Below are 23,778 nucleotides of genomic sequence, written 5' to 3' on the forward strand. Positions count from 1 at the left end.
ATGAGAAAGGCAGTAATAGTATCAGCAGCAAGAACACCAATAGGTTCTTTCGGAGGAGCATTATCACCGTTATCAGCTGTTGACTTAGGCGTGATTGCAGCCAAAGAAGCAATTAAAAGAGCAGGCATTGAGCCAAGTGCAATCGAAGAAGTTTATTTTGGAAATGTTTTAGGAGCCGGTCTTGGACAAAACGTTGCAAGACAGGTTACATTGGGTGCAGGAGTTCCAATAGAAATTCCGGCGCTGACAATCAACATGGTATGCGGTTCAGGCTTAAGAGCAGTGAGCATGGCTGCACAATTTGTGGAAAGCGGACAATGCGATGTTATTCTTTGCGGAGGATGTGAATCCATGACAAATGCTCCATATCTTTTACCTAAAACAAGATGGGGACAAAGAATGGGAGACGGCCAGATCATAGACTACATGGTTTATGACGGACTTACAGATGTATACAATCAATACCACATGGGAATCACAGCTGAAAATGTAGCTGAACAATGGGGTATTACAAGAGAAGAACAGGACAGAATAGCCGTTCAAAGCCAAAACAGAGCTGAAGAAGCACAAAAGAGCGGAAGATTTGCAGATGAAATAGTTCCTGTTGTACTTCCACAGAAAAAAGGTGATCCGGTTGTAATAGATACAGATGAATATCCAAGACACGGTTCAACATTAGATAAGATGGCAAAATTAAAACCAGCATTCAAAAAAGACGGAACAGTTACAGCAGGTAATGCATCAGGAATAAATGACGGAGCAGCAGCTCTGGTAATCATGAGCAAAGAAAAAGCTGATGAACTTGGGCTCAAATACTTGTGCGAAATAGCAGGATATGGCTCAGCAGGAGTAGATCCGAAAATAATGGGTATAGGACCTGTTCCGGCAACAAAAAAAGCTCTTGCTAAAGCAGGCTGGACAATTGAAGACATTGAACTTGCAGAAGCAAATGAAGCATTTGCATCACAGGCATGTGCAGTTGTAAGAGATTTGGGTTTAAGTGAAGACATTACAAACGTAAACGGCGGAGCAATAGCACTTGGACATCCAATCGGAGCTTCAGGAGCAAGAATTCTTGTTTCATTGATTTACGAAATGCAAAAAAGAGATGCTAAAAAAGGTCTCGCAACATTGTGCATAGGCGGCGGAATGGGAACTGCCATGCTGGTACAAAGATAAAAAAGGGCATATTAAATTCTAAGAGGCATTTAATATTTGAGAGGCTGCTAATGCAGCCTCTTTTTTAACAAAAATTACATTAATAAATGTATAGACAAATCGAGAAAAACATAATAAAATAAAAAGTATAACATTTACAATAGAACAAATAAATATACATACAAATAATCAAGTCGAATTGTTGCAATTTCTGCAGAAACATCCACATTATCTTTATAACATAGAAAATAATTAAGAAAGGAAAATGAATTTATAAGCTAAATTTATTTTACAAGGACGATATATGAAACAACTGATTATATTATTGTTTACAGCATTGGTTCTTACATCATGCAACAGCTCTGAAACAAAGACGGAAGAAACTAATACTTCTCAAGTTGAAATCAAAAATGACATGGTAATTAACGTAACAGACTCTGCTCTTAAAAAAATGGATTATGAGCTTAAAAATTCCAATATTGTTGGCGCAATGTACAGAATTGACTTTGTCTATTCATCAGCAGGATGAGGCACTCCTGTTTATAATCTTGTTCTGGATGAACATGCAAGTGACGAGAGTTGGGAATTTTACGAAGTCAATAATATGGTAATAGCTGTTCCTGTCAGTTTGAAAGAATATTTGAGCGGATTTAATATAGATTATGATAATAAAAGTATACTAAATGAATTTTTAATTGAACCAGTGTATTGACAATCACTTGTATTACTTGTTAATATATTAACCAAAGTTAAGGCTATAATTGTGCTATGACTTTGAAACATTTCAAGGAAGGAAAGTATAACTTATTATACACGGTATGTATATGAAAGAGGCTTTTAAAAGTTTAGATCATTTAATGATGCTGGAAGCGATTATAGAGACTTCTTATGATGGTATTTATATAACAGATGGACAAGCAAATACCATATTAATAAATAATAGCTATGAACGAATTACAGGACTAAGAAGAGAAAACCTCTTAGGTCACAACATGGAGGAACTAGTAAGAAAGGGCATCATATCCCAGTCAGTTACCTTGAAAGTTTTAAAGGACAATGCATCATACACACTGCATCAGCAATTTAACACCGGTAAGTGCGCGCTGGTCACAGGAACACCATTTTATGATTCAGATGGAAAAATTCAGTTGGTAGTGACCAATGTCAGAGATATTACAGATTTAGAAGCTTTAAAAGAAAAGGTAATTAAAAGTAAAAAAGAAAATTTAAAATACCAAAACTTAATTGAGGAACTGAACAAACAAATTGCAGGGACTGAATATATAGTGGCAGAAGATGAAGAAATGTTGAATCTTTTACTGCTGGCAAAACGTGTTGCTCGTGTTGATACAAACATATTGATTAATGGAGAAACAGGTTCAGGCAAGGAAGTGCTTGCAAAATATGTTCATGACAACAGCCTCAGAAGAGATAAGCCTTTTATAAAAATAAACTGCGGAGCAATACCGGAGAGCTTAATGGAATCGGAATTTTTTGGTTATGTGGAAGGTTCTTTTACGGGAGCTTCAAAGGGTGGGAAGTTTGGAATATTTGAAGCGGCAAATAACGGTACATTGCTGTTGGATGAAGTTGGGGAGCTGCCACTGGCAATGCAGGTTAAACTATTAAGGGTTTTGCAGGATGGTGAAATAGAAAAAATTGGAAGCAATAAACTTATAAAGGTTGATGTTAGAATAATTGCTTCAACAAACAGAGACTTGCAGAAAATGGTTGAAGATGGCCTTTTCCGTGAGGATTTATACTATCGTCTAAATGTTGTTCCCCTAAAGGTGGTACCATTGAGAAACAGAACCAGCAGCATTATTCCAATTGTAGAATACTACCTGAAGGAATTTAACAAAAAGTATGGTTTAAATAAGAAGATATCACAAGAAGCACTGAAATATTTGTATGAATACAGCTGGCCCGGAAATGTGAGAGAATTAAGAAATCTGGTTGAAAGAATAACAGTGACAACAGTAGATGACGTAATTACTAAAGGAGATTTACCTCCTCATATTACTGAAGCTTCTCATGCTGAAAAAAAATCTTACGACAAAATAGTGAAACTTTCTGATGCATTGGAAGTTGTTGAAAGAGAACTTCTCCTAAAGGCATATGAAAGAAACGGCAACGTAAGAGATGCTGCAAAGGAACTTGGTATTGATCCGTCTACTTTCGTCAGAAAGAGAAAAAAGTACATTTAGACCGATGCAATAATGCAACCAGTTGCATTATTGCATCGGTATTTTTTTGCTCTTTTTCATGAATTTTTAAGTTTTTGATGCAAATTTACATCAATCAAAAAATTGATATAAAAAATGTTTGAAGATCAAATATTTTGCGTATTAGTATTTGTTGAAATATCAATATTAAAAATTTTTATTAGATTCTTGTTGATTGTTAAATAATTGGCATGGAATATGCTATTTATATATGCGTAAATTAAAAATTCTTGGAGGTATATATAATGGCATTAATGACTGGTGAACAATTTATCGAAAGCATTAGAAAGATGAACATGCAAATTTATATGTTTGGAGAAAAGGTTGAAAACCCTGTTGACAACCCAATACTCAGACCATCTCTGAACTCAGTAAGAGCAACTTATGATTTAGCACAAATGCCTGAATATGAAGATTTAATGACAGTAAAATCTTCTATTACAGGAGAAAAAATCAACCGCTTCTGCCACATTCATCAAAGTACGGAAGATTTGATTAAAAAGGTAAAAATGCAGCGTTTATTGGGACAAAAAACTGCTTCCTGTTTCCAGAGATGCGTAGGAATGGATGCTTTTAATGCAGAATTTAGTACAACTTATGAAATTGATAAGGCACATGGAACTAAGTATCATGAGAATTTCGTTAATTACATGAAATTTGTTCAGGAAAATGACATGACTGTTGATGGAGCCATGACTGACCCTAAAGGAGACAGAGCACTTTCTCCAAGCAAACAAGCAGATCCTGATTTGTATTTGAGAGTTGTAGAAAGAAGGCCTGACGGTGTAGTAGTCAGAGGAGCAAAAGCTCACCAAACAGGTATCTGTAACTCACAGGAAGTAATAGTAATGCCTACAATCGCATTGTCTCCTGAAGATAAAGATTATGCAATATCATTTGCAGTTCCTGTTGATGCTGAAGGTATATTGATGATAATAGGCAGACAGTCATGCGATACAAGAAAATTGGAAGGCTCACAGTTAGATGTTGGAAACAGTCAGTATGGCGGTGTTGAAGCTTTGGTAGTATTTAATGATGTGTTTGTTCCTAACGACAGAATATTCTTAAATGGAGAAACTGAATTTGCCGGAATGCTTGTTGAAAGATTTGCAGGATACCACAGACAAAGCTACGGCGGATGCAAGGTTGGAGTTGGTGACGTTCTTATAGGTGCAGCAGCTTTGGCAGCTGATTACAACGGAGCACAAAAGGCATCTCACGTAAAAGATAAATTAATTGAAATGACACATTTAAATGAAACATTGTACAGCAGCGGTATTGCATGTTCAGCAGAAGGTTCTAAGACAGAATCAGGAAATTATATTATAGATTTACTTTTGGCAAATGTATGTAAGCAAAATGTAACAAGATTCCCATATGAAATTGCAAGACTGGCTGAAGATATTGCCGGCGGTTTAATGGTTACAGCTCCATCTGAAAAAGATCTAAAAGATCCTGTAGTTGGACCTTATGTTGAAAAATATCTGAAGGGTGTAAATGCAGTTTCTGTTGAAAACAGATTAAGAATTTTAAGATTAATTGAAAACCTGACATTAGGAACAGCTGCAGTTGGTTATAGAACAGAATCTATGCACGGCGCAGGCTCACCACAGGCTCAAAGAATCATGATAGCTAGACAGGGAAATATTAACGGAAAGAAAGAATTAGCTAAAGCAATAGCACAAATTACAGAATAATTTTCGAGCCCGGAACTCTCAGGGGTTCCGGGTACACACAAAAACACACAAACACAATGGAGCTTAACATGATTGAAAAAATAGAACATGTGCTTGATGAATATGTAAGGCCTAAATTATCGGAACACTATGGAAATGTAAAAGTACTGGATTTTAAAGATGGTGTTCTTGATATTAAGCTTGAAGGTCAATGCAGCAACTGCCCATCAGCAAGATTTACAGTTGAAGATGTTATTGAAATAGAAGTTAAAAAACATGTTCCGGAAGTTGAAAAAATTGTATTGATTGAAGGTGTCAGTGACGAATTATTAGCCTTTGCCAGTAAAATACTGAATAAGAAATTATAATAGGGTTATTTATGAAAATTGGAATAAAGTATTGCGGCGGATGCAATCCCGGCTATGACAGAAAAAAACTAGTTGAGAAGCTTATAAGTGAGCACAAGGAAATCTCATTTGAAAATGCCAAGGATAACACTTTCTATGATATTGTGGCAGTAATAAACGGATGCAGCAGAGCGTGCTCTGAACACGAACCATTTAAAAGTACAAAGAAATTATTTATAAACTCTGAAAATGATTACTTGAAGTTTAAAGGAATAATACCATCAACTAAAATTATGGCGAGGAGGAAAAGTTTATTGAGTTGGAAAGAAATATTCAATGAAAGACTTTTGACAGCGGAAGAAGCTGTTAAAAAAATAAAATCTAATGACCGAGTTGTAATTGGTCATGCAGTTGGTGAACCATCATATGTTGTAGGAAAAATGGTCGAGAACAAGGACCAATATGAAAATGTAGAAATTGTTCACATGGTTGCCATGGGAAAAGGTGAATATGCTCAACCTGGCATGGAAAAGCACTTCAGACACAATTCCATTTTTGTAGGAGCATGTACTCGTGATGCAGTAAGCTGCGGAAGAGGTGACTTTACACCAAGTTTCTTCTACGAAGTTCCAAGACTGTTCAGAACATCAATGCCTGTAGACGTGGCACTTATTCAGGTAACACCTCCTGATGAACATGGCTACTGCAGTCTTGGGGTGTCTGTTGATTATACAAAGACAGCAGCACAAGAAGCTAAAATTGTAATAGCTCAAGTTAACGATCAAATGCCTAGAACAATGGGAGACACATTTTTACATGTTTCAGAAATAGATTGTTTTGTTGAACATTCAGCTCCCATAATTGAATTAGGTGCTCCTAAAATTGGTGAAATTGAAAAGGCAATTGGAGAAAACTGTGCTTCTCTGGTTTCAGATGGAGATACATTACAGTTGGGTATTGGAGCCATACCGGATGCGGTATTGTTATTCCTGAAAGATAAAAAGGATTTAGGAATACACTCTGAAATGTTCTCTGACGGAGTAGTTGAATTGTTTGAGGCAGGAGTTGTTACAAATAAGAAGAAGACACTACATCCTGGAAAAATGATAGTTGCGTTTTTAATGGGAAGTAAAAAACTTTATGATTTTGTCAACAACAATCCAATGGTTGAAATGTATCCTGTTGATTATGTAAATAATCCGACAGTTATTATGAAAAATGACAACATGGTTTCAATCAATTCATGCGTGCAGGTTGATCTTATGGGTCAAGTATGTTCCGAAAGTATAGGATTAAAGCAAATAAGCGGTGTTGGCGGTCAAGTTGATTTTGTTCGAGGTGTAACAATGGCTAAGAACGGTAAATCAATAATGGCAATGCCATCTACAGCAGCCAAGGGAACAGTTTCAAAAATAGTTCCACTGTTGGATGAAGGAGCTGCAGTAACAACTTCCCGTAACGATGTAGATTATGTTGTAACAGAATATGGGGTTGCGCATCTAAAGGGCAAGACATTAAGAGACAGAGCAAGAGCACTTATAAATATTGCTCACCCAGATTTTAGAGATGAACTAGTTAAAGAATTCGAAAAAAGATTTTCCACAAAATTCTAAAATAATACTAAGGGAGAAAAGTCTATGTCAGCAGTAAGAGAATACGGTAAAGAACAACCTTATATACCAGCGGGTATATTCAAGATCAGATTGCCTTTTATTCACTACAAGTGGGAATGGTCTGAGTTTTTTCAAGCAATACTTATGTGTGCTACATGTCTTGGAGCTATTCCGGTTTTGACTGAAGTTCTGGGAGTTTCAAATGACATTGCATGGAGCATGGTTATTATCAACAGCATGGGTTATATACTGCACTCCTTGTTGGGAGATCCGGTTGTTCCAGGATGGATAACACCATCTATTCCGTTAACGATAGCATTTTTGTCTAACTACATTATAGGTCCAGAAAGAACTCAAGCTCTTATAGCTCTGCAGTTTGAGGTAGGTATTATATTTATAGTATTTGGTATAACAGGAATAGCAAATAAAGTAATACACATTGTACCAACATCAATAAAAGCAGGAATTCTTCTTGGAGCAGGTGTTGCGGCTATTTACGGAGAATTTAAGACAGGCGGACGCTTTGGAACATATCCTATAGCAGTAACAATTGGAGTATTGGTTGCATTTTATTTATTGTTCTCACAGAAGTTTAGAAATTTAAGAAAGACAAGTAAGTTTGCAAATGCTCTGGGCAAGTATGGTATGCTTCCGGCAGTAGCCATCGCAATTATTGTAGGACCTTTAGCAGGAGAACTTCCATTTCCTAATATTCAAATGGGTTCATTTATAAAAATACCTGATTTGGCAGGAATAATGGAAACACTTAGTCCGTTCAGCATAGGATTCCCAAGTGCAGCTGTATTTCTTCAGGCAATACCAATGGCAGTAATGGCTTATATAATTGCATTTGGTGATTTTGTAACAAGTGAGACACTCATTCGTGAAGCAGATGAAGCAAGACCTGATGAAAAAGTTGACTTCAATGCAAACAGATCAAACTTAATAAGCGGTATAAGAAACATAATTCAATCTTTAATATCTCCTTATACGCAATTGAGCGGTCCATTATGGGCAGCGGTTACAGCATCTGTTTCTCAAAGATATAAAGACGGCAGAGATGCTATGGATTCTCTGGTAGGCGGTATGGGAACATTCAGATGGACCAGTCTTCTCATGGTTGCCATTGTTCCGATAGTTTCATTAGTACAGCCTGTATTGCCTGTGGCATTGTCATTGACATTGTTGGTTCAGGGATATATATGCACAAGACTGGCAATGGATATGTGTGAAACAGAAATGGATAAGGGAATTGCAGGTGTAATGGGTACAGTTATTGTAGCTAAAAGCGCAGCCTGGGGACTTGCAGTTGGAATAATTCTGCATTTGCTTCTGTCTTCAAAGAAAACTGCTGAAGTTGAGAAAATTGAAGAACTAGAAGAACTTGCAAGTTAGTAACATATAACAAGAGTTTTTAGAACAAAGGGAAAAAATTAAGAGGCATAAAGGCTCTCTGCGCACGCAGAGAGCCTTTGTTTTTAAAAAACAAAAAAATTAAAAAAGGTGGAATTTAACAATTTAATTATATATAATTAAGCAATACAACTTGCGGAGGGCAAAATGGAGATCAAATTAAAAAAAGATAAAGATTATGTTTATGCCAAAATTGATGACACACACACTACAGAAATTTTGATGCCAAACACAGTGGACAACAATGATTCTGAAGAATCTATAATTATAGAAGCTTTAAAAAATCCTATCAATTCTGAACCCTTGGATAAAATCGCAAAAAAAGGAGAAAAGATTGTCATAATCACAAGCGATATTACAAGGCCTATGAAGAGTAAATTAGTTTTGCCGTACATTGTTCAGGAGCTTAAAAAGGCAAATGTAGATCAAAGTGACATAACAATTGTGTTGGCTCTTGGAAGCCACAGGAAACACACTGAAGAAGAAAAAAAGCAATTGGTTGGAGAAGAAGTTTATAAAACAATAAAAATCGTTGACAGCAACATGGATGATTGCAAAAATTTTGGAACATGCAAAAATGGAACTCCAGTAGACATTTTCACGCCTGTAGCAGAAGCGGACAGGATTATTTGTCTTGGCAATGTGGAATATCATTATTTTGCAGGATACTCAGGGGGAGCAAAAGCTATAATGCCCGGTGTTTCCAGCTATGCTGCAATTCAAGCCAACCATTCAAATATGGTTAAGGACGGTTCATATGCAGGAAACCTTGACACTAACCCTGTAAGGCAGGACATAGACGAAGTTGGTAAACATATAAAAATTGACTTTATTTTAAATGTTTTGCAATCTTCCGACAAAAAAATTGTTGGAGCTTTTGCTGGACACTACATAGAGGCACACAGGGCTGCCTGCCGTGCATTAGATTTGATGTACAAAGTTAACATTAAAGAAAAAGCAGATGTTGTCATTGTTTCGCCGGGAGGATATCCAAAGGACATAAATATATACCAGGCTCAGAAAGCTCTGGACAATGCAAGACATGCCGTAAAAGACGGGGGAACAATAATTCTCTGTGCCTCATGCAAGGAAGGCTTAGAAAATGATATTTTCGAAAAATGGATGATGACAAAGACAAAGGAACAGATGGTAAAGGAAATAAGGGAAAATTTCGTTCTTGGCGGTCATAAGGCAGCTGCTATTGCAATGACACTTATGAAATCTGAAATATACATGGTCACAGATTATGACAAATCAACAATTGAACACATTGGATTTAAGTATTTCGATAATCTGCAGGATGCTGTTGACAGAGCACTGAATAAATCCGGCCGTAAATCAAGAGTTATAATAATGCCTGCAGGTGGCAGCACCCTTCCTAACTATGTGGGGTAATTGCGTACATTGCGTACAATTGTACATTAAAGGCGTAAAATAAATTTAAAAATTATCTTTTAATATATTGAAAAAAATTAAAGAATATGATTGACAATCAATAATTATAGAGCTATAATACAAAAAAAGATTTCAGCAAAGGCGCTGTAGGTTATACCTACGGCGTCTTTTTTTTCAGCTAAATCAGAAGAGAAATTAAAAATACGGAGGATAAAAAATGATAAGAAGAAAATTAGCAATACTATTGGCAGCAGCAATAATCATGCTTCCTGTTATGACATCCTGCTCGGGTTCACACACCAGCGCTTCTGCAGAAAGTAAGACAGAAACAGAAAAACCTCAAGTTGCTGAACCAGTATCAACAGACAAAATTTTAAAGATAGCGTCATCCGACAATCCTGCCACATTGGATCCTCAAAAGACATCCGAATATTACAGAGAACCGTTGAATATTTATGACAGGCTGGTTGAAGCTGTAACAGTTGACGGAAAACCTGAACTGGTGCCAGGATTGGCAGAAAGCTGGGATGTGTCAGAAGATGGTCTTGTATACACATTCCATCTTGCAAAGGATGTAACATTCCATAACGGAGAAGTATTTACAGCAGATGATGTCATGTTCACAATAGACAGAATGATGAATCCTAATACGGCAGCAATGAACACTGACTTCTTCGATATGATAAAAGGTGCAACAGAAGTATTTGAAGGAAAAGCTGATCATGTTGAAGGCGTTAAAGTTATTGATGACAATACAGTTGAAATAACCCTGGAAGAACCATTTGCTCCATTCATTGCAAATATTGCAACTCCAGGATGTTCAATATTGAACAGAGAAGCAACGGAAGGAGCAGGAGACCAGTTTGGAATCGATACTTCTGTTACAGTAGGAACAGGGCCTTTTAAGGTAGAAAGCTGGTCAGTAAATGAAGAGGTTGTGCTGGTTGCAAACAAGGAGTATTTTAAAGGTGCGCCTCAGATTGACGGATACACTGTGAAAATAATTCCTGATGCAGAAACACAGAGGATGATGTTTGAAAGCGGCGAACTTGATGTGTTTGACACTTCTGAAGCAAGAACTCAGGTGCCATATTTCAAATCAAGTCCTGATTATAAAGATAATATTATAAGCGCTCCTGAAGCCGGATTATATTTTTACGCATTCAACAACAGTATGGAACCTTACAGCAATCTGAAAGTAAGACAAGCACTTCAAATGGCTGTAGACAGACAGACAATTCTTGATACCATGTATGACGGAGAAGGAATGGTATTGAACACATTTTTACCTGAATCTGTATTGGGACATAATTCAGAGGCAAAAGAAATAAAATACAATCCTGAAAAAGCAAAGGAACTGCTTGCAGAGGCAGGTTATCCAAATGGGTTTGAAATGGAAATTATTCAGGTTTCAGACAGTGCAACTACATTGGAAATGAATGAGGTTGTACAGTCCATGATGTCTCAGATAGGAGTAAATGTTAAAATAACTCAAGTTGACGAGGCTACATACTATGCAATGAGAAAATCCGGTGAAATTCCTGTTTACAGAAGCTCATGGTGGGCTGACTACAATGATCCTGATAACTTCTACTACACATTCTTTTCAGAAAAGAATGCAGTTGTAAGATCTACATGCTACAACAATTCTGAAGTTTTTTCAGGTCTCGATGAAGCAAGAACCATGGTTGATCCTGATGCAAGACTTAAGTATTATCAGGAGATGGATAATATTATTATAAATGAAGATGCAGCTATACTTCCTATGTTCCAGATGAACAAAATATTTGTTGTAAGCGACAGAGTTAAGGAATTCCATATTGCATGGAATGGCTGGTCAGACATGTCATTCTATGATGTGGTGATTGAAAACTAATTAATCATGAGAGTTTATCTTAATTGATAAACTCTCTCATTACAAATGGAGGTATTATGGCTAAATATTTTTTTAAGAGGATTTTAATAGCTGTGCCTGTGCTCATAGGAGTAGCGTTCATTACTTTCATGATGCTTAATGTAGTTCCTGGTGATCCGATTACAGTCATGATGAGAGAACACGTAAAGCCCGACGTTATAGAAAATTTAAGGAAGACAATGCATTTGGATGACCCTGCCATAATAAGGTTTTTAAGATTTCTTGGAGATGCTCTCAGAGGAAACTTTGGCACTTCATATAAATTGAGCAGGCCGGTTTCAGATTTAATTGTGCAGGCTTTTCCCATAACAATCAAGTTAGCTACTACTGCAGCAATAATTTCGTGGATTATAGGTATTCCCATAGGAATAATTTCGGCTATAAAACAAAGCACCATAACAGATCAGCTTTTCATGGGATTTGCCTTATTTGGAGTATCAATGCCTGTTTTTTTAATAGGGCTTTTGGGACAATATACATTTTCTTACAAGCTTGGGTGGCTTCCCGTTTCAGGTTTTGGAAGCTGGAAGCAGCTCATTATGCCTGCACTTGTTCTTGGGTGGAATTCAGCGGGTACAATTGCAAGACTTACAAGATCAAATCTTATGGAGGCAATGAAAAATGATTATATCAGGACTGCAAGGGCAAAGGGTTTGAAAGAGACAGGCGTTGTTGTGGACCACGCACTCAAAAATTCCCTGCTCCCTGTAATTACAATAATGGCAATTCAAATTGCAAGCCTCCTTTCAGGATCAGTAATAACTGAATCAATATTTGGAATACCGGGCATAGGAAGACTATCAGTGGATGCAATTCAAGGAAGGGACATGCCGCTTCTGCAGGGTTCAGTTGTATTTGCCACTGCATTGATAATATTTGGAAACATTTGCGCAGACATGCTTTATTCGTTGGTTGATCCAAGAATAAGAGTAGAATGATGAGGTGATGACATGAGTGACTGCACAGAAACTGTAACAGTAATTGAAGAATACGACATAGAATCTGAAATTGCTGAAAACGACAACATTTTTTATAAAATTAAAAATATGATCAGAACCAACAAGGTTGCTACCATCAGCGGTTTATTAATTATACTACTAATAATAGTGGCAGTATTTGCTCCGGTTTTTGCCCCCCATAATCCTTATGCAATTGATTTGCTGTCAAGGCTCAAGGGACCTTCTGCAGAACATTTGCTTGGTACTGATGAGCTGGGAAGAGATGTGCTCAGCAGAATAATTTACGGCAGCAGGGTATCCTTGTTTGTGGGTCTTGTTCCAACATTGCTGTCTATGATTATTGGAACAGTATTGGGACTCATATCAGGTTATTTCGGGGGAAAAATAGATTTTGTCATTATGAGGCTGGCAGATGTAGTGCTTGCCTTTCCATCACTGCTTCTTGCCATGGTAATAATGTATACGCTGGGGGCAAGCACATTCAATCTTTTTATTGCACTGACCATCATCAACTGGGCAGGAACTGCACGTGTTGTAAGGTCACAGGCAATGTCACTGAAAGAAAAAGAATTCATTGAAGCCGCTAAATCCATAGGAGTTAAAGACAGCGTCATCATGTTTAAACATCTTCTGCCAAACTGTCTGCCATCTTTGATTGTGCTGTTCACAACAAACATACCCGGTGCAATTTTATCGGAAGCAAATTTAAGCTTTCTTGGTGTTGGAGCACAGCCTCCTGAGGCCAGCTGGGGTCTGATGGTTAACAACGGCAAGAAGTTTTTGTTTACAAATCCGATTGTTGCATTGGCGCCGGGCATAGCAATTTTAATAATAGTTCTTACATTCAATTTTCTTGGAGACGGACTAAGGGATGCAATAGATCCATATATGAAGGAATAGCTGAGGTGTAATATGAGTGAAATGAGCAATGAACAATCCTTACTTAAAATTAACAACATTAAGACGCACTTTTTTACAAAAAGAGGAATTGTGCCTGCAGTTGACGGTGTCACCATAGAAATACCTTCTGGTAAAATCATTGGAATAGTTGGTGAATCAGGCTGTGGGAAAAGCGTCACATCCCTTTCTGTATTGGGTTTGCTTCAAAGGCCTGGAAAAACCGTAGAAGGTTCAATTGAATTCAATGGAAGAAACCTTCTGGAATTAAACAAAGCACAAATGAGGAAGTTAAGAGGAAACGAGATCTCCATGATATTCCAGGAGCCCATGACTTCACTGAATCCTGTTTATACGGTTGGAAAGCAGGTGAGTGAAGCAATAACCATCCATAAAAATATAAGCAAAGAGGAAGCCAAGTCAAAGGTAATAGAAATATTTAAAAATGTAGGAATTCCTGAAGCAGAAAAAAGATTCAATGCATATCCGCATCAGCTGTCCGGAGGGTTAAGGCAGAGGGTTATGATTGGAATGGCCATGTCCTGCTCACCGAAGCTTTTGATAGCTGATGAACCAACAACAGCTCTCGATGTTACAATTGAAGCTCAGATACTGCATCTTATGAGAGAACTCCGTGATAAAAACCACACCTCCATAATGATGATAACCCACAATCTTGGAGTGGTGGCGGAAATTTGTGATTATGTATATGTAATGTACGCAGGCAAGGTTATGGAACAGGCAGATATAAATGAACTTTTTGAAAAACCCTGTCATCCGTATACAGAAGGACTCATGCGTTCAATACCAAGAATACATTCCAAAAACACAAGGCTGTACAGCATAAAAGGTGTTGTCCCTAACCTTCTTAAGCTTCCAAAGGGCTGTCGGTTCAGTCCCAGATGTGATAAGGCAACAAAAAAGTGTTTCACACAGGAGCCTGAATTGTACAAGATTGACAAAAATCACAGCGTCAGATGTTTTTTATATGAAAACGGGGTGAGACAATGAGTAAAGATGTGCTTGTAAAGGTAAATAATCTTGTAAAAAATTTCAGTGTGACAAATTCTCACGGCAGCAAAAAAAATGTTGTGCAGGCTGTTTCAGATGTAAACTTTGAAATATTTAGGGGAGAAACATTGTCTCTGGTGGGGGAATCAGGGTGCGGCAAAAGCACGCTTGGAAGACTTCTGATAAATTTAATTGAGCCTACATCAGGAAGCGTAATGTTTGAAGGAACTGATCTGGTAGGGCTAAAAAGCAATGAAATGAGGGAACTAAGAAAGAAAATGCAGATTATTTTCCAGGATCCCTATGCATCTCTCAATCCAAGGATGAACGTATGCCAGATAATTTCTGAGCCCCTAAAAACTCATAAAATATATAAAACAAAAAAGGAAAATGAAAACAGGGTAAAGGAATTAATGGAGAAGGTGGGAATCCGTAGGGAATTTATTAACCGTTATCCTCATCAGTTCAGCGGAGGTCAGAGACAGCGCATAGGCATTGCCAGAGCTCTTGCGTTAAATCCTGAATTGATTGTCTGTGATGAACCGGTATCGGCGCTTGATGTATCCATTCAATCCCAGATATTAAACCTCATTCATGACCTGCAGGAAGAATTCAACCTTACCTATTTGTTCATATCCCATGATTTGAGTGTGGTAAGATACATTTCAGACAGGGTATGTGTGATGTTTCTTGGAAAAATTTGTGAGATAGGCAATACGGAGGATATTTTTGAAAGGCCTCTTCACCCGTACACAAAATTTTTAATAGAAGCAGTCCCAAAGCCGGATCCAAAGCTTAAAAAAGAAGATAAAAAAATTCTAACAGGTGAAATACCAAGCCCGGTTAATCCTCCTTCAGGCTGCAGATTTCGAACTAGGTGCCCATATGCCAAGGATATTTGTTCAGAGTATGAACCGGAAATGAAAAACTATAATGGCAGGTTTGCAGCATGCCACTTTGTATTGGAAAGTTAGTATGTATTATATAATATAGGAAGGTAAGAGAAGAAGAGGCATTTAAAAAGCTCTCTGCTTTACAGCAGGGAGCTTTTATGCTAAGTTTAAAATTTTAGATTGCCATGTCAACAGACATGGATTTTCTTCTTTCAAAGAATTCTTTTGCAACGGGCGGGAACAGTGCATAGGATAATACGTCTTGTTCTGACTGCGCCAGGTCACCTATCTCTGATTTTATCTGTTCAAAACCGTCACTTAACAGGTCTGCAGGTCGTACTGTAATAACTTCTTCATCTCCGATTATGAGTTTCTTGATTTCTTCGGAAATAGGGGAAGCAGATTTTCCATACAATCCTTTAACATAATTTTTGATTTCTGTAGGAATAATTTTATATCTTGTGCCGGATATAACATTGAAAACTGCCTGTGCTCCCACCATCTGGCTCATTGGAGTTACTAAAGGAGGGAAACCTAAGTCTTCTCTTACTCTTGGCACTTCTGCCAGCACTTCTTCAAATTTGTCGCTGGCGTTAAGTGTCTTCATCTGATAAATCATGTTTGATAGCATTCCACCAGGAACCTGGTACTGCAATGTCTTAGGCTCAGTCATAAGCACTTTCACATTGTATGTGCCGTTTTCTTGATATTTTTTCATAACTTCCTTGAAATAATCAGCAGTGTTGTTAAGCTTATTAAAGTCCAGCTTCGGATCCCACTCAGTGCCCACAAGGGACAAAGCCAAAGATTCTGTGGCAGGCTGTGATGTGCCTGAAGAAAGAGGAGAAATGGCTGTGTCAATTATATCCACTCCTGCTTCAATTGCCTTAAGCATTGTCATCTGTGCAACTCCGCTAGTGCAGTGTGTGTGGAATTCCAAAGGAAGTTTTGTAACTTCTTTTATTGCTTTAACCAGGTCATACGCTTCATATGGAAGCAAAATTCCTGACATATCCTTGATGCATATTGAATCTGCTCCGGCATTTTCAAAGTCCTTAATAAGGTTAAGGTAATATTCTCTTGTGTGCACCGGGCTAGTTGTGTAAGAAATGGCACATTGGCAGTGAGCCCCTTCTTCCTTAATAACCTCAATAGATTTTCTTAAGTTTCTGAAATCATTCAGTGCATCGAATATCCTTACAATATCAATTCCTTCATATATTGCGTTTTTCAGAAATTTTTCCACTATGTCATCAGGATAATTCTTGTATCCCAATAAATTTTGTCCCCTTGAAAGCATTTGTAACTTTGTATTTTTAACATTAGCTCTAATTTTTCTCAGTCTTTCCCATGGATCTTCGTTTAAAAATCTCAGGGATGTGTCGAAAGTTGCTCCGCCCCAAACTTCCATGGAATAAAATCCGGCATTGTCCATTTCATTCAGTATAGGCAAAATTTCATCGGTTGTTAATCTTGTAGCAATCAAAGATTGATGTCCATCTCTAAGTGATGTCTCAGTTATTTTTAGTTTAGGCATAAATCCTCCTCTAATTGATATTATAATCATTAATAATGCAAATATCCTTTAAAATAAATGCAAATTTGTAAGATACAGCATACTATATTAAGCTTTTCCTTGTAATGAATTATGTATGTATGATATAATAACATAAAAAAAATGTTTTGTATATAATAATTTGAAAATAAAATAGTTTGATAATGAAACAATTCTCATTTCATATTATTCATGGTAAATTAAACATTTACAGCAGCAGAAATGTTTTGAAATACATTTTCAAATTTATACAAAAGCACCATGACAAATATTAATATAATAAGGCGGGTATAAAATGGATCAGACGGATTTGAAAATTATAAGCATTTTACAGCAGGACGGAAGAATATCAATGAAGGAACTGGGTAAGGTTGTATCTCTGAGCCCTCCTGCAGTTGCAGAAAGAGTAAAAAGATTAGAAGATGTTGGAATAATAGAAAGATACAAGGCTGTTGTTAACAATGAAAAAGTAGGAAAACCAATTTGTGTTCTTATAAATGCATCAATAAAGCCTGAAAAGCAGGAAATATTCCTGGATTTTGCAAAAAAATCAGAAGAAATTGTGGAATGTCACCATGTTACAGGGCCTCACAGCATGATTATGAAGGCTTATTTGAGAGAAATGTCACATCTTGAAGAGCTTGTAGGAAAAATTCAGTTTTACGGAAACACTGAAACTTATATTATAATGTCAAGCCCCATATACGGAAAAGAAATTTAAATAATATGATCCCCGAAAAACCGAACATGTATCTGTAAAAGATATTTTCGGTTTTATTTGAGACCCAAAAAATAGTTTTTAATATAAAATATGCAAGCTAGGCTTGCATATTTCTGAAAAATACTTTTTCCATAAGAGTATATAGAAGCTTGACTATTATTGCATGGATAAACGTGAAAGCTAAAAAGCATCAGGCTAAGGTTCTCGAAATTATTTTTATGAAATATTTAATATGCTCAAAAATGTGAAGATTATGTTTCAAAAATTTACATAGAATATTTGAGAAAATATGTTATAATGGTAAAGTTAAAATTGAACTTAGTTAAAGAAAGCAATTAAGAGGTGCAGAAATGATCAGAATACAGCAAGTTAAGCTTCCAATAGAGCACAATGAAGAAGATTTATATATAAAAGCAGCTGAATCGTTGAAAATCAAGAGAGAGGACATAAGTACACTTTCAGTTTTTAGAAAATCAATAGATGCCAGAAAAAAGGATGAAATAATGTTCATTTATGCTCTGGATGTGGAACTAAACATCGATTATAAAATTTCAAAAAGAAACAACAATGTAGCATTGGTGGACCCATTCATTTATGAAGCTGAAGCAACAGGGGAAATAGTTTTAAAAAACAGGCCTGTAATCGTAGGAAGCGGACCGGCCGGACTTTTTTGTGCTTTGCTTTTGGCTGAAAAAGGATATAATCCTATAATCCTTGAAAGAGGAAAAAAAGTAAAGGACAGAGTGAAGGATATTGAAAAGTTCTGGAAAGACGGAACCTTAAACTTAGATTCCAACATTCAGTTTGGTGAAGGCGGAGCAGGAACATTTTCTGATGGTAAACTGAACACGCTAATTAAGGATCGCTCAAAAAGAGGCAAGAAGGTTCTTGAAGAATTTGTGGCAGCAGGAGCTCCTGCTGAAATAACGTATGTTAACAAGCCTCACATAGGAACTGACCTTTTAAGAAACGTGCTTGTTTCCATAAGAAAAAAAATTATCAGTCTTGGCGGAACATTCAGATTTGAAGAATGTGTAACCGACATAAAAATAAAAGACAACAGCGTTTACAGGATTGTAACTGAAAGCGACATAATAGAAACAGACGTGCTGGTTCTTGCCATAGGACACAGCGCAAGAGATACATTTGCAATGCTTCATGGAAAACTTGAACTTACAGCTAAGCCCTTTTCCATAGGAGTCAGAATTGAGCACCCTCAAAAAATGATAAGTGAGGCTCAATACGGAGAAATGGCAGGACATCCGAATCTTGGACCGGCTGACTACAAATTTGTTCACAAATGTAAAAATGGAAGAAGCGTGTATACATTTTGTATGTGCCCCGGAGGTGTTGTGACTGCTTCTGCTTCTGAAACAGGAGGAGTGGTTACAAATGGCATGAGCTTCCACGACAGGGATTTGGAAAATGCAAATTCCGCTATTGTTGTTTCTATAAATCCAGAGGATTTCGGCGGTGAAAATGACCCTATGGCAGGAATTGAATTCCAGAGACAGTGGGAAAGAAAGGCTTTTGAAATCGGTGGAGGAAACTACAAGGCTCCTGTCCAGCTTTTTAAGGATTTCAAGGAAAAGAAAGTGTCCACTTCATTTGGAGAAATTTATCCCACATACAGACCTGGGTCCACATTTGCGAACCTTTGGGATTGTCTTCCGTCATACGTGTGCGAAAGCCTAGTAGAAGGAATATCAGCATTTGGAAACTGGCTCACTGATTACGACAGGGCTGATGCAGTTCTAACAGGAGTTGAAACAAGGACGTCATCACCACTTAGAATTACGAGGGATGATGACTTACAAAGCAACATAAGGGGAATTTATCCATGCGGGGAAGGCTCAGGCTATGCTGGAGGAATCATGTCTGCATCAATTGACGGACTTAAGGTTGCAGAACAAATTATAAAGAAATACAAACCACTTAATATAAAGGAATGATATAATGAAAGTAGCTGTTATCGGCGGAGGCGCAGCCGGACTTGTAGCTGCAATTGCCGCGGCCAGGAACGGAGCCGAAGTTTCAGTTTATGAGAAAATGAATAAAGTAGGAAAAAAGATACTGGCTACAGGAAACGGCAGGTGCAATTATACAAACATGTACATGTCCATGGACCGATATCACAGCAAAAATATCACGATGGCAGAAAGTGCTATGAATTTTTTCGACCGCGACAAAACAATTTCTTTTTTCGAAAATTTAGGAATTTATCCATATATAGATCAAAGTGGAAAAGTGTACCCTAATTCCCTTCAGGCATCAAGTGTGCTGGATGTGTTGAGATATGAAACTTTAAGGCTTAATGTTCAGGAAATAACTGACTTTGAAGTGAGAGAGTTAAGGAAAAGTAAAGATAAATTCAGTATTATAGGGATGGAGAATGCCTTCACGGCTGACAAGGTTATTTTGTGCAGCGGAGGAAAGGCGAGTCCGCAGCTTGGTTCAGACGGCAGCGGATATGAAATTGCCAAATCCTTCGGTCATAAAATTATCGAGCCTTTTCCTGCCCTGGTGCAGCTTAAGCTTGCGGGAAAATACTTCAAAAGAATAACTGGAATCAGGTTTGACGGTATTGTAAGAAGCTTCACCGAAAGTAAAACAATCAGAGAAGAAGAAGGAGAACTGTTATTTACGGACTACGGAATATCAGGCCCTCCTGTTTTGCAGATAAGCAGGAAGGTAATCGAAGCAATTAACAGGAATGAACTGGTGTTTATTGCTGTTGACATGTTCCCTAATTTGACAAAAGCCATGCTTTATGACATATTAAAAGACAGGTTTTTCCATATTGGCTACAAGTCAATGGAAGATGCATTGATAGGCTTTATAAATAAAAAGCTCATCTCAGTGATTCTCTCTGAGGCAGGGTTTGATAACATACAAAAAGAGTGCGGAAAACTAAGCAAGAAGGAAATTTTTAAAATTATTGATATATTAAAGGAATGGAAATTTGAAGTTACCGGACACAACACATGGCAGCAGGCACAGACCACTGCCGGAGGAATAGCATTGACGGATATAAATCCAAAAACAATGGAATCAACAAAAGTGAAGGGATTGTACTTTGCAGGAGAAGTGCTTGACGTTGACGGAGACTGCGGGGGATTTAATCTGCAGTGGGCGTGGAGCTCCGGATATACAGCAGGACACTCTAGTTCAATATAGCATTGGAGAAAGGATAAATTATGAAAAATTTTTTGGAAAAGATATTTGGTTCATACAGTGAAAAAGAAGTAAAAAGATTATTTCCCTCAGTCGATAAAATAATGTCTTTGGAAAAGACCATGGAAGCATTGACTGATTATGAACTTAAGGCAAAGACATCTGAGTTTAAACAGCGCCTTGCAAATGGAGAAACAAAGGATGACATTTTGCCGGAGGCATTTGCTGTAGTGAGAGAAGCAGCATGGAGAGTATTGGGACAAAAGCATTACAGGGTTCAGCTCATAGGCGGTATGGTTCTTCACCAGGGACGTATTGCAGAAATGAAGACAGGCGAAGGAAAAACTCTTGTTTCAACTCTGCCTGTATATTTGAATGCTCTTGATGGAAACGGCGTCCATGTAATCACTGTGAATGATTACCTGGCAAAGCGTGACTGCGACTGGATGGGAAAGGTGCACAATTTTCTTGGACTTTCTGTAGGCTGCATAGTTCACGGCATCACAAAGGAAGAAAGAAAAAGAGCATATCAGTGTGACATCACTTACGGAACAAACAACGAGTTTGGATTTGACTACTTAAGAGACAACATGGTCATCCGCAAGGAAGAAATGGTACAAAGAGATTTAAGCTACTGCATCATAGACGAAGTTGACTCAATTTTAATAGATGAGGCAAGAACACCTCTTATAATTTCCGGTGAAGGAGATGAATCAACATCCCTTTACGAAGCAGCAAACAGCTTTGTTATTCCTTTGAAGGGAAAAATTCAGCTTCCTGAAGAAAAGAAAAGCAAAATGGACTACATGATGGGTGACGTTGATGAAGACGACACTGTTGATTATATAGTTGATGAAAAGGGAAAAAATGTAACGCTGACTGCAAGAGGTATTACAAAGGCTGAAAGATTCTTCAGCATTTCAAACCTTGCAGATCAGGAAAACATGGAAATATCTCACCACATCAACCAGGCACTCAAAGCCCACAACACAATGAAAAGAGACATTGATTACATTGTTAAGGATGGAGAGGTGCTCATAGTAGATGAATTTACCGGCCGTATAATGTATGGAAGAAGATATTCAAACGGTCTGCACCAGGCAATAGAAGCAAAAGAAAGAATTGAAGTAAGAAAAGAGTCAAAGACTCTGGCTACAATAACATTCCAGAACTATTTCAGAATGTACAAAAAACTTTCAGGTATGACAGGTACTGCTAAGACTGAAGAAGGCGAATTCAGAGAGATATACAACGTTGATGTTATTGAAATTCCTACAAACAAGGACGTAATCCGTAACGACATGCAGGATGTTGTCTACAAGGGTGAAGCAGGTAAGTTCAACGCTGTAATAAATGAAATAATAGAAAAGAACAAGACAGGCCAGCCAATTCTGGTTGGTACAATTTCAATAGAAAAATCCGAACTTTTGAGCAAGATGCTTAAAAAGCAAGGTGTTAAACATGAAGTATTAAATGCAAAACAACATGACAAGGAAGCTGAAATAGTAGCTCAGGCAGGAAGACTTGGCTCTGTAACTATTGCAACAAACATGGCCGGCAGAGGTACCGACATAGTTCTTGGAGGAAACCCGGAATTTATTGCTAAGCACAAAATGAAAATGAAGGGCTATTCAGAAGAACTTATTTCTCATGCAGACGGCTTCAATGATACTGATGATGCTGAAATAATTGAAGCAAGAGAAACATACAAGAAACTTCTCGAAGAATCTAAAAATGAGCTGAAGGATGAACAGCAAAGGGTAAGAGATGCGGGAGGCCTTCACATAATAGGAACCGAGCGCCACGAGTCAAGACGTATTGACAATCAGTTAAGAGGCCGTGCAGGAAGACAGGGAGACCCTGGTTCAACAAGGTTCTATATTTCACTGGAAGACGACCTCATGAGACTTTTTGCCGGGGATAAAGTTAAGGGAATAATCGAAACTTTGAAAATGCCTGAAGATGAGCCTTTGGAAGCAGGAATGCTCACAAGGACAATTGAAACTGCTCAGGGCAGAGTTGAAGGAAGAAACTTTGAAATAAGAAAGCATGTCCTTCAATACGACAATGTAATGAACAAGCAAAGAGAAGTCATTTATTCTGAAAGAAAAAGAGTTCTTCTTGGTGAAGACCTGAAGGATTATGTTTCTAAAATGGTTGACAGCCTCATTGACAAGGGTATACAGATGTATACTACTGACGAAAGATATTCAGACAACTGGGATATAAAAGCATATGAAAAATATATTGCTGAAACATTCTACATGCTCATAAGCTTTGACGGTGAAGAAAATATCACAAAGGATATCCTTAAAGAAAAGGCAAGAAATGCTGTTGACAGACATTATGAAAGACAGGAAGCTGAGTTTGGAGCAGAAATTTTCAGAGAAGTGGAAAGAATCATACTTCTTAGAAATGTAGATACAAAATGGATTGACCACATTGATGCAATGGATCAGTTAAGACAGGGTATAGGCCTTCGTGCCATAGGAAACGAAGATCCTGTGAGAGCTTACCAGGTAGAAGGATTTGACATGTTTGAAGAAATGACTGCTTCAATCCAGGAAGACACTGTAAAAATGCTTATGCGCGTAAAACCGCAGGAAAAAGTTCAGCGTAAGGAAGTTGCTAAAATCACAGGCACAAGCGGCGGAGATTTAGGCGGAACAGGAAAACCACAGCCTGTTGTTAAAAAGGATAAAAAAGTCGGAAGAAATGATCCATGCCCGTGCGGAAGCGGAAAGAAATACAAAAAATGCTGCGGAGCAAACGAAGAAGAATAAAGAAATTAAGAATTAAGAGTTAAGAATTAAAAGAGGGATTTGT

General features: G+C 37.5%; 18 protein-coding genes. 17 read left to right on the top strand and 1 reads right to left on the bottom strand.

Translation table 11 applies throughout. From position 1 onward, the window contains the following. The 13 genes from BN358_RS05530 to BN358_RS05590 all read left to right on the top strand — a co-directional run. Positions 1 to 1,179 (top strand): acetyl-CoA C-acetyltransferase (locus BN358_RS05530; RefSeq protein WP_019228213.1); only part of this gene is annotated, 1,179 nt, incomplete at its 5' end. 283 nt (positions 1,180 to 1,462) lie between these two features. Beyond that, complete coding sequence (locus BN358_RS05535) at positions 1,463 to 1,687, top strand: hypothetical protein (RefSeq protein ID WP_019228214.1); 225 nt, start codon at positions 1,463 to 1,465, stop codon at positions 1,685 to 1,687. A gap of 295 nt (positions 1,688 to 1,982) precedes the next feature. Then, positions 1,983 to 3,365: a sigma-54-dependent Fis family transcriptional regulator gene (locus BN358_RS05540; RefSeq protein WP_019228215.1), complete on the top strand. Its 1,383-nt coding sequence runs from the start codon at positions 1,983 to 1,985 to the stop codon at positions 3,363 to 3,365. Between the two features lie 263 nt (positions 3,366 to 3,628). Further along, positions 3,629 to 5,080 carry a 4-hydroxyphenylacetate 3-hydroxylase family protein gene (locus tag BN358_RS05545; protein ID WP_019228216.1) on the top strand — a complete coding sequence of 484 codons (1,452 nt, stop codon included), beginning with the start codon at positions 3,629 to 3,631 and terminating at the stop codon, positions 5,078 to 5,080. Positions 5,081 to 5,148: 68 nt separating this feature from the next. Further along, a complete protein-coding gene (locus BN358_RS05550) occupies positions 5,149 to 5,427 on the top strand; it encodes a NifU family protein (RefSeq protein WP_019228217.1) in 279 nt (92 codons plus the stop codon). A gap of 293 nt (positions 5,428 to 5,720) precedes the next feature. After that, the gene (locus BN358_RS05555) at positions 5,721 to 7,019 is read left to right on the top strand and encodes an acetyl-CoA hydrolase/transferase family protein (protein WP_040582090.1); all 1,299 of its coding nucleotides are present in this window, start codon (positions 5,721 to 5,723) and stop codon (positions 7,017 to 7,019) included. A gap of 24 nt (positions 7,020 to 7,043) precedes the next feature. Then, on the top strand, positions 7,044 to 8,414 hold the full coding sequence (locus tag BN358_RS05560) for a hypothetical protein (RefSeq protein WP_019228219.1): 1,371 nt from the start codon (positions 7,044 to 7,046) through the stop codon (positions 8,412 to 8,414). 165 nt (positions 8,415 to 8,579) lie between these two features. After that, on the top strand, positions 8,580 to 9,827 hold the full coding sequence (larA, locus tag BN358_RS05565; RefSeq protein WP_019228220.1) for a nickel-dependent lactate racemase: 1,248 nt from the start codon (positions 8,580 to 8,582) through the stop codon (positions 9,825 to 9,827). A 217-nt stretch (positions 9,828 to 10,044) separates the two neighbouring features. Beyond that, positions 10,045 to 11,703 carry an ABC transporter substrate-binding protein gene (locus BN358_RS05570; protein ID WP_019228221.1) on the top strand — a complete coding sequence of 553 codons (1,659 nt, stop codon included), beginning with the start codon at positions 10,045 to 10,047 and terminating at the stop codon, positions 11,701 to 11,703. Between the two features lie 56 nt (positions 11,704 to 11,759). Beyond that, the gene (locus BN358_RS05575) at positions 11,760 to 12,680 is read left to right on the top strand and encodes an ABC transporter permease (RefSeq protein ID WP_019228222.1); all 921 of its coding nucleotides are present in this window, start codon (positions 11,760 to 11,762) and stop codon (positions 12,678 to 12,680) included. Between the two features lie 12 nt (positions 12,681 to 12,692). Beyond that, entirely contained in the window at positions 12,693 to 13,601 is a 909-nt protein-coding gene (locus BN358_RS05580; protein ID WP_019228223.1) for an ABC transporter permease, read from the top strand. A gap of 21 nt (positions 13,602 to 13,622) precedes the next feature. Continuing rightward, positions 13,623 to 14,609, top strand: a complete 987-nt coding sequence (locus tag BN358_RS05585; RefSeq protein ID WP_040582091.1) for an ABC transporter ATP-binding protein — start codon at positions 13,623 to 13,625, stop codon at positions 14,607 to 14,609. After that, complete coding sequence (locus BN358_RS05590; protein ID WP_019228225.1) at positions 14,606 to 15,583, top strand: ABC transporter ATP-binding protein; 978 nt, start codon at positions 14,606 to 14,608, stop codon at positions 15,581 to 15,583. Before BN358_RS05585 ends, BN358_RS05590 begins: the two co-directional genes overlap by 4 nt. Positions 15,584 to 15,677: 94 nt before the next feature. Here BN358_RS05590 and BN358_RS05595 read toward each other — a convergent pair whose 3' ends face one another. Further along, positions 15,678 to 17,039 carry an oxaloacetate decarboxylase subunit alpha gene (locus BN358_RS05595; RefSeq protein ID WP_019228226.1) on the bottom strand — a complete coding sequence of 454 codons (1,362 nt, stop codon included), beginning with the start codon at positions 17,037 to 17,039 and terminating at the stop codon, positions 15,678 to 15,680. A gap of 313 nt (positions 17,040 to 17,352) precedes the next feature. Between BN358_RS05595 and BN358_RS05600 the strand changes: the two genes are divergently transcribed. From BN358_RS05600 to secA, 4 genes are all read left to right on the top strand, one after another. Continuing rightward, positions 17,353 to 17,778, top strand: coding sequence for an Lrp/AsnC family transcriptional regulator (locus BN358_RS05600; RefSeq protein WP_019228227.1), 426 nt, complete (start codon positions 17,353 to 17,355; stop codon positions 17,776 to 17,778). Positions 17,779 to 18,128: 350 nt separating this feature from the next. Further along, positions 18,129 to 19,730, top strand: a complete 1,602-nt coding sequence (locus BN358_RS05605) for an NAD(P)/FAD-dependent oxidoreductase (RefSeq protein WP_019228228.1) — start codon at positions 18,129 to 18,131, stop codon at positions 19,728 to 19,730. Positions 19,731 to 19,734: 4 nt separating this feature from the next. Next, complete coding sequence (locus tag BN358_RS05610) at positions 19,735 to 20,955, top strand: NAD(P)/FAD-dependent oxidoreductase (protein ID WP_019228229.1); 1,221 nt, start codon at positions 19,735 to 19,737, stop codon at positions 20,953 to 20,955. A gap of 20 nt (positions 20,956 to 20,975) precedes the next feature. After that, the gene (gene secA / locus BN358_RS05615; protein ID WP_019228230.1) at positions 20,976 to 23,735 is read left to right on the top strand and encodes a preprotein translocase subunit SecA; all 2,760 of its coding nucleotides are present in this window, start codon (positions 20,976 to 20,978) and stop codon (positions 23,733 to 23,735) included. The last annotated feature ends 43 nt before the right edge of the window (positions 23,736 to 23,778 follow it).

It is taken from the genome of Sedimentibacter sp. B4, assembly GCF_000309315.1.
GTDB classification, from domain to species: Bacteria; Bacillota; Clostridia; order Tissierellales; family Sedimentibacteraceae; genus Sedimentibacter; species Sedimentibacter saalensis.

What these genes read in the sequence shown, in the direction of transcription:
- BN358_RS05560 (WP_019228219.1), top strand. Translation starts at nt 7,044, where the DNA reads ATGTCAGCAGTAAGAGAATACGGTAAAGAACAACCTTATATACCAGCG.
- BN358_RS05545 (WP_019228216.1), top strand. Translation starts at nt 3,629, where the DNA reads ATGGCATTAATGACTGGTGAACAATTTATCGAAAGCATTAGAAAGATG.
- BN358_RS05585 (WP_040582091.1), top strand. Translation starts at nt 13,623, where the DNA reads ATGAGCAATGAACAATCCTTACTTAAAATTAACAACATTAAGACGCAC.
- BN358_RS05590 (WP_019228225.1), top strand. Translation starts at nt 14,606, where the DNA reads ATGAGTAAAGATGTGCTTGTAAAGGTAAATAATCTTGTAAAAAATTTC.
- BN358_RS05610 (WP_019228229.1), top strand. Translation starts at nt 19,735, where the DNA reads ATGAAAGTAGCTGTTATCGGCGGAGGCGCAGCCGGACTTGTAGCTGCA.
- larA (WP_019228220.1), top strand. Translation starts at nt 8,580, where the DNA reads ATGGAGATCAAATTAAAAAAAGATAAAGATTATGTTTATGCCAAAATT.
- BN358_RS05605 (WP_019228228.1), top strand. Translation starts at nt 18,129, where the DNA reads ATGATCAGAATACAGCAAGTTAAGCTTCCAATAGAGCACAATGAAGAA.
- BN358_RS05595 (WP_019228226.1), bottom strand. Translation starts at nt 17,039, where the DNA reads ATGCCTAAACTAAAAATAACTGAGACATCACTTAGAGATGGACATCAA.
- BN358_RS05540 (WP_019228215.1), top strand. Translation starts at nt 1,983, where the DNA reads ATGAAAGAGGCTTTTAAAAGTTTAGATCATTTAATGATGCTGGAAGCG.
- BN358_RS05580 (WP_019228223.1), top strand. Translation starts at nt 12,693, where the DNA reads ATGAGTGACTGCACAGAAACTGTAACAGTAATTGAAGAATACGACATA.
- BN358_RS05575 (WP_019228222.1), top strand. Translation starts at nt 11,760, where the DNA reads ATGGCTAAATATTTTTTTAAGAGGATTTTAATAGCTGTGCCTGTGCTC.
- BN358_RS05600 (WP_019228227.1), top strand. Translation starts at nt 17,353, where the DNA reads ATGGATCAGACGGATTTGAAAATTATAAGCATTTTACAGCAGGACGGA.
- secA (WP_019228230.1), top strand. Translation starts at nt 20,976, where the DNA reads ATGAAAAATTTTTTGGAAAAGATATTTGGTTCATACAGTGAAAAAGAA.
- BN358_RS05550 (WP_019228217.1), top strand. Translation starts at nt 5,149, where the DNA reads ATGATTGAAAAAATAGAACATGTGCTTGATGAATATGTAAGGCCTAAA.
- BN358_RS05535 (WP_019228214.1), top strand. Translation starts at nt 1,463, where the DNA reads ATGAAACAACTGATTATATTATTGTTTACAGCATTGGTTCTTACATCA.
- BN358_RS05570 (WP_019228221.1), top strand. Translation starts at nt 10,045, where the DNA reads ATGATAAGAAGAAAATTAGCAATACTATTGGCAGCAGCAATAATCATG.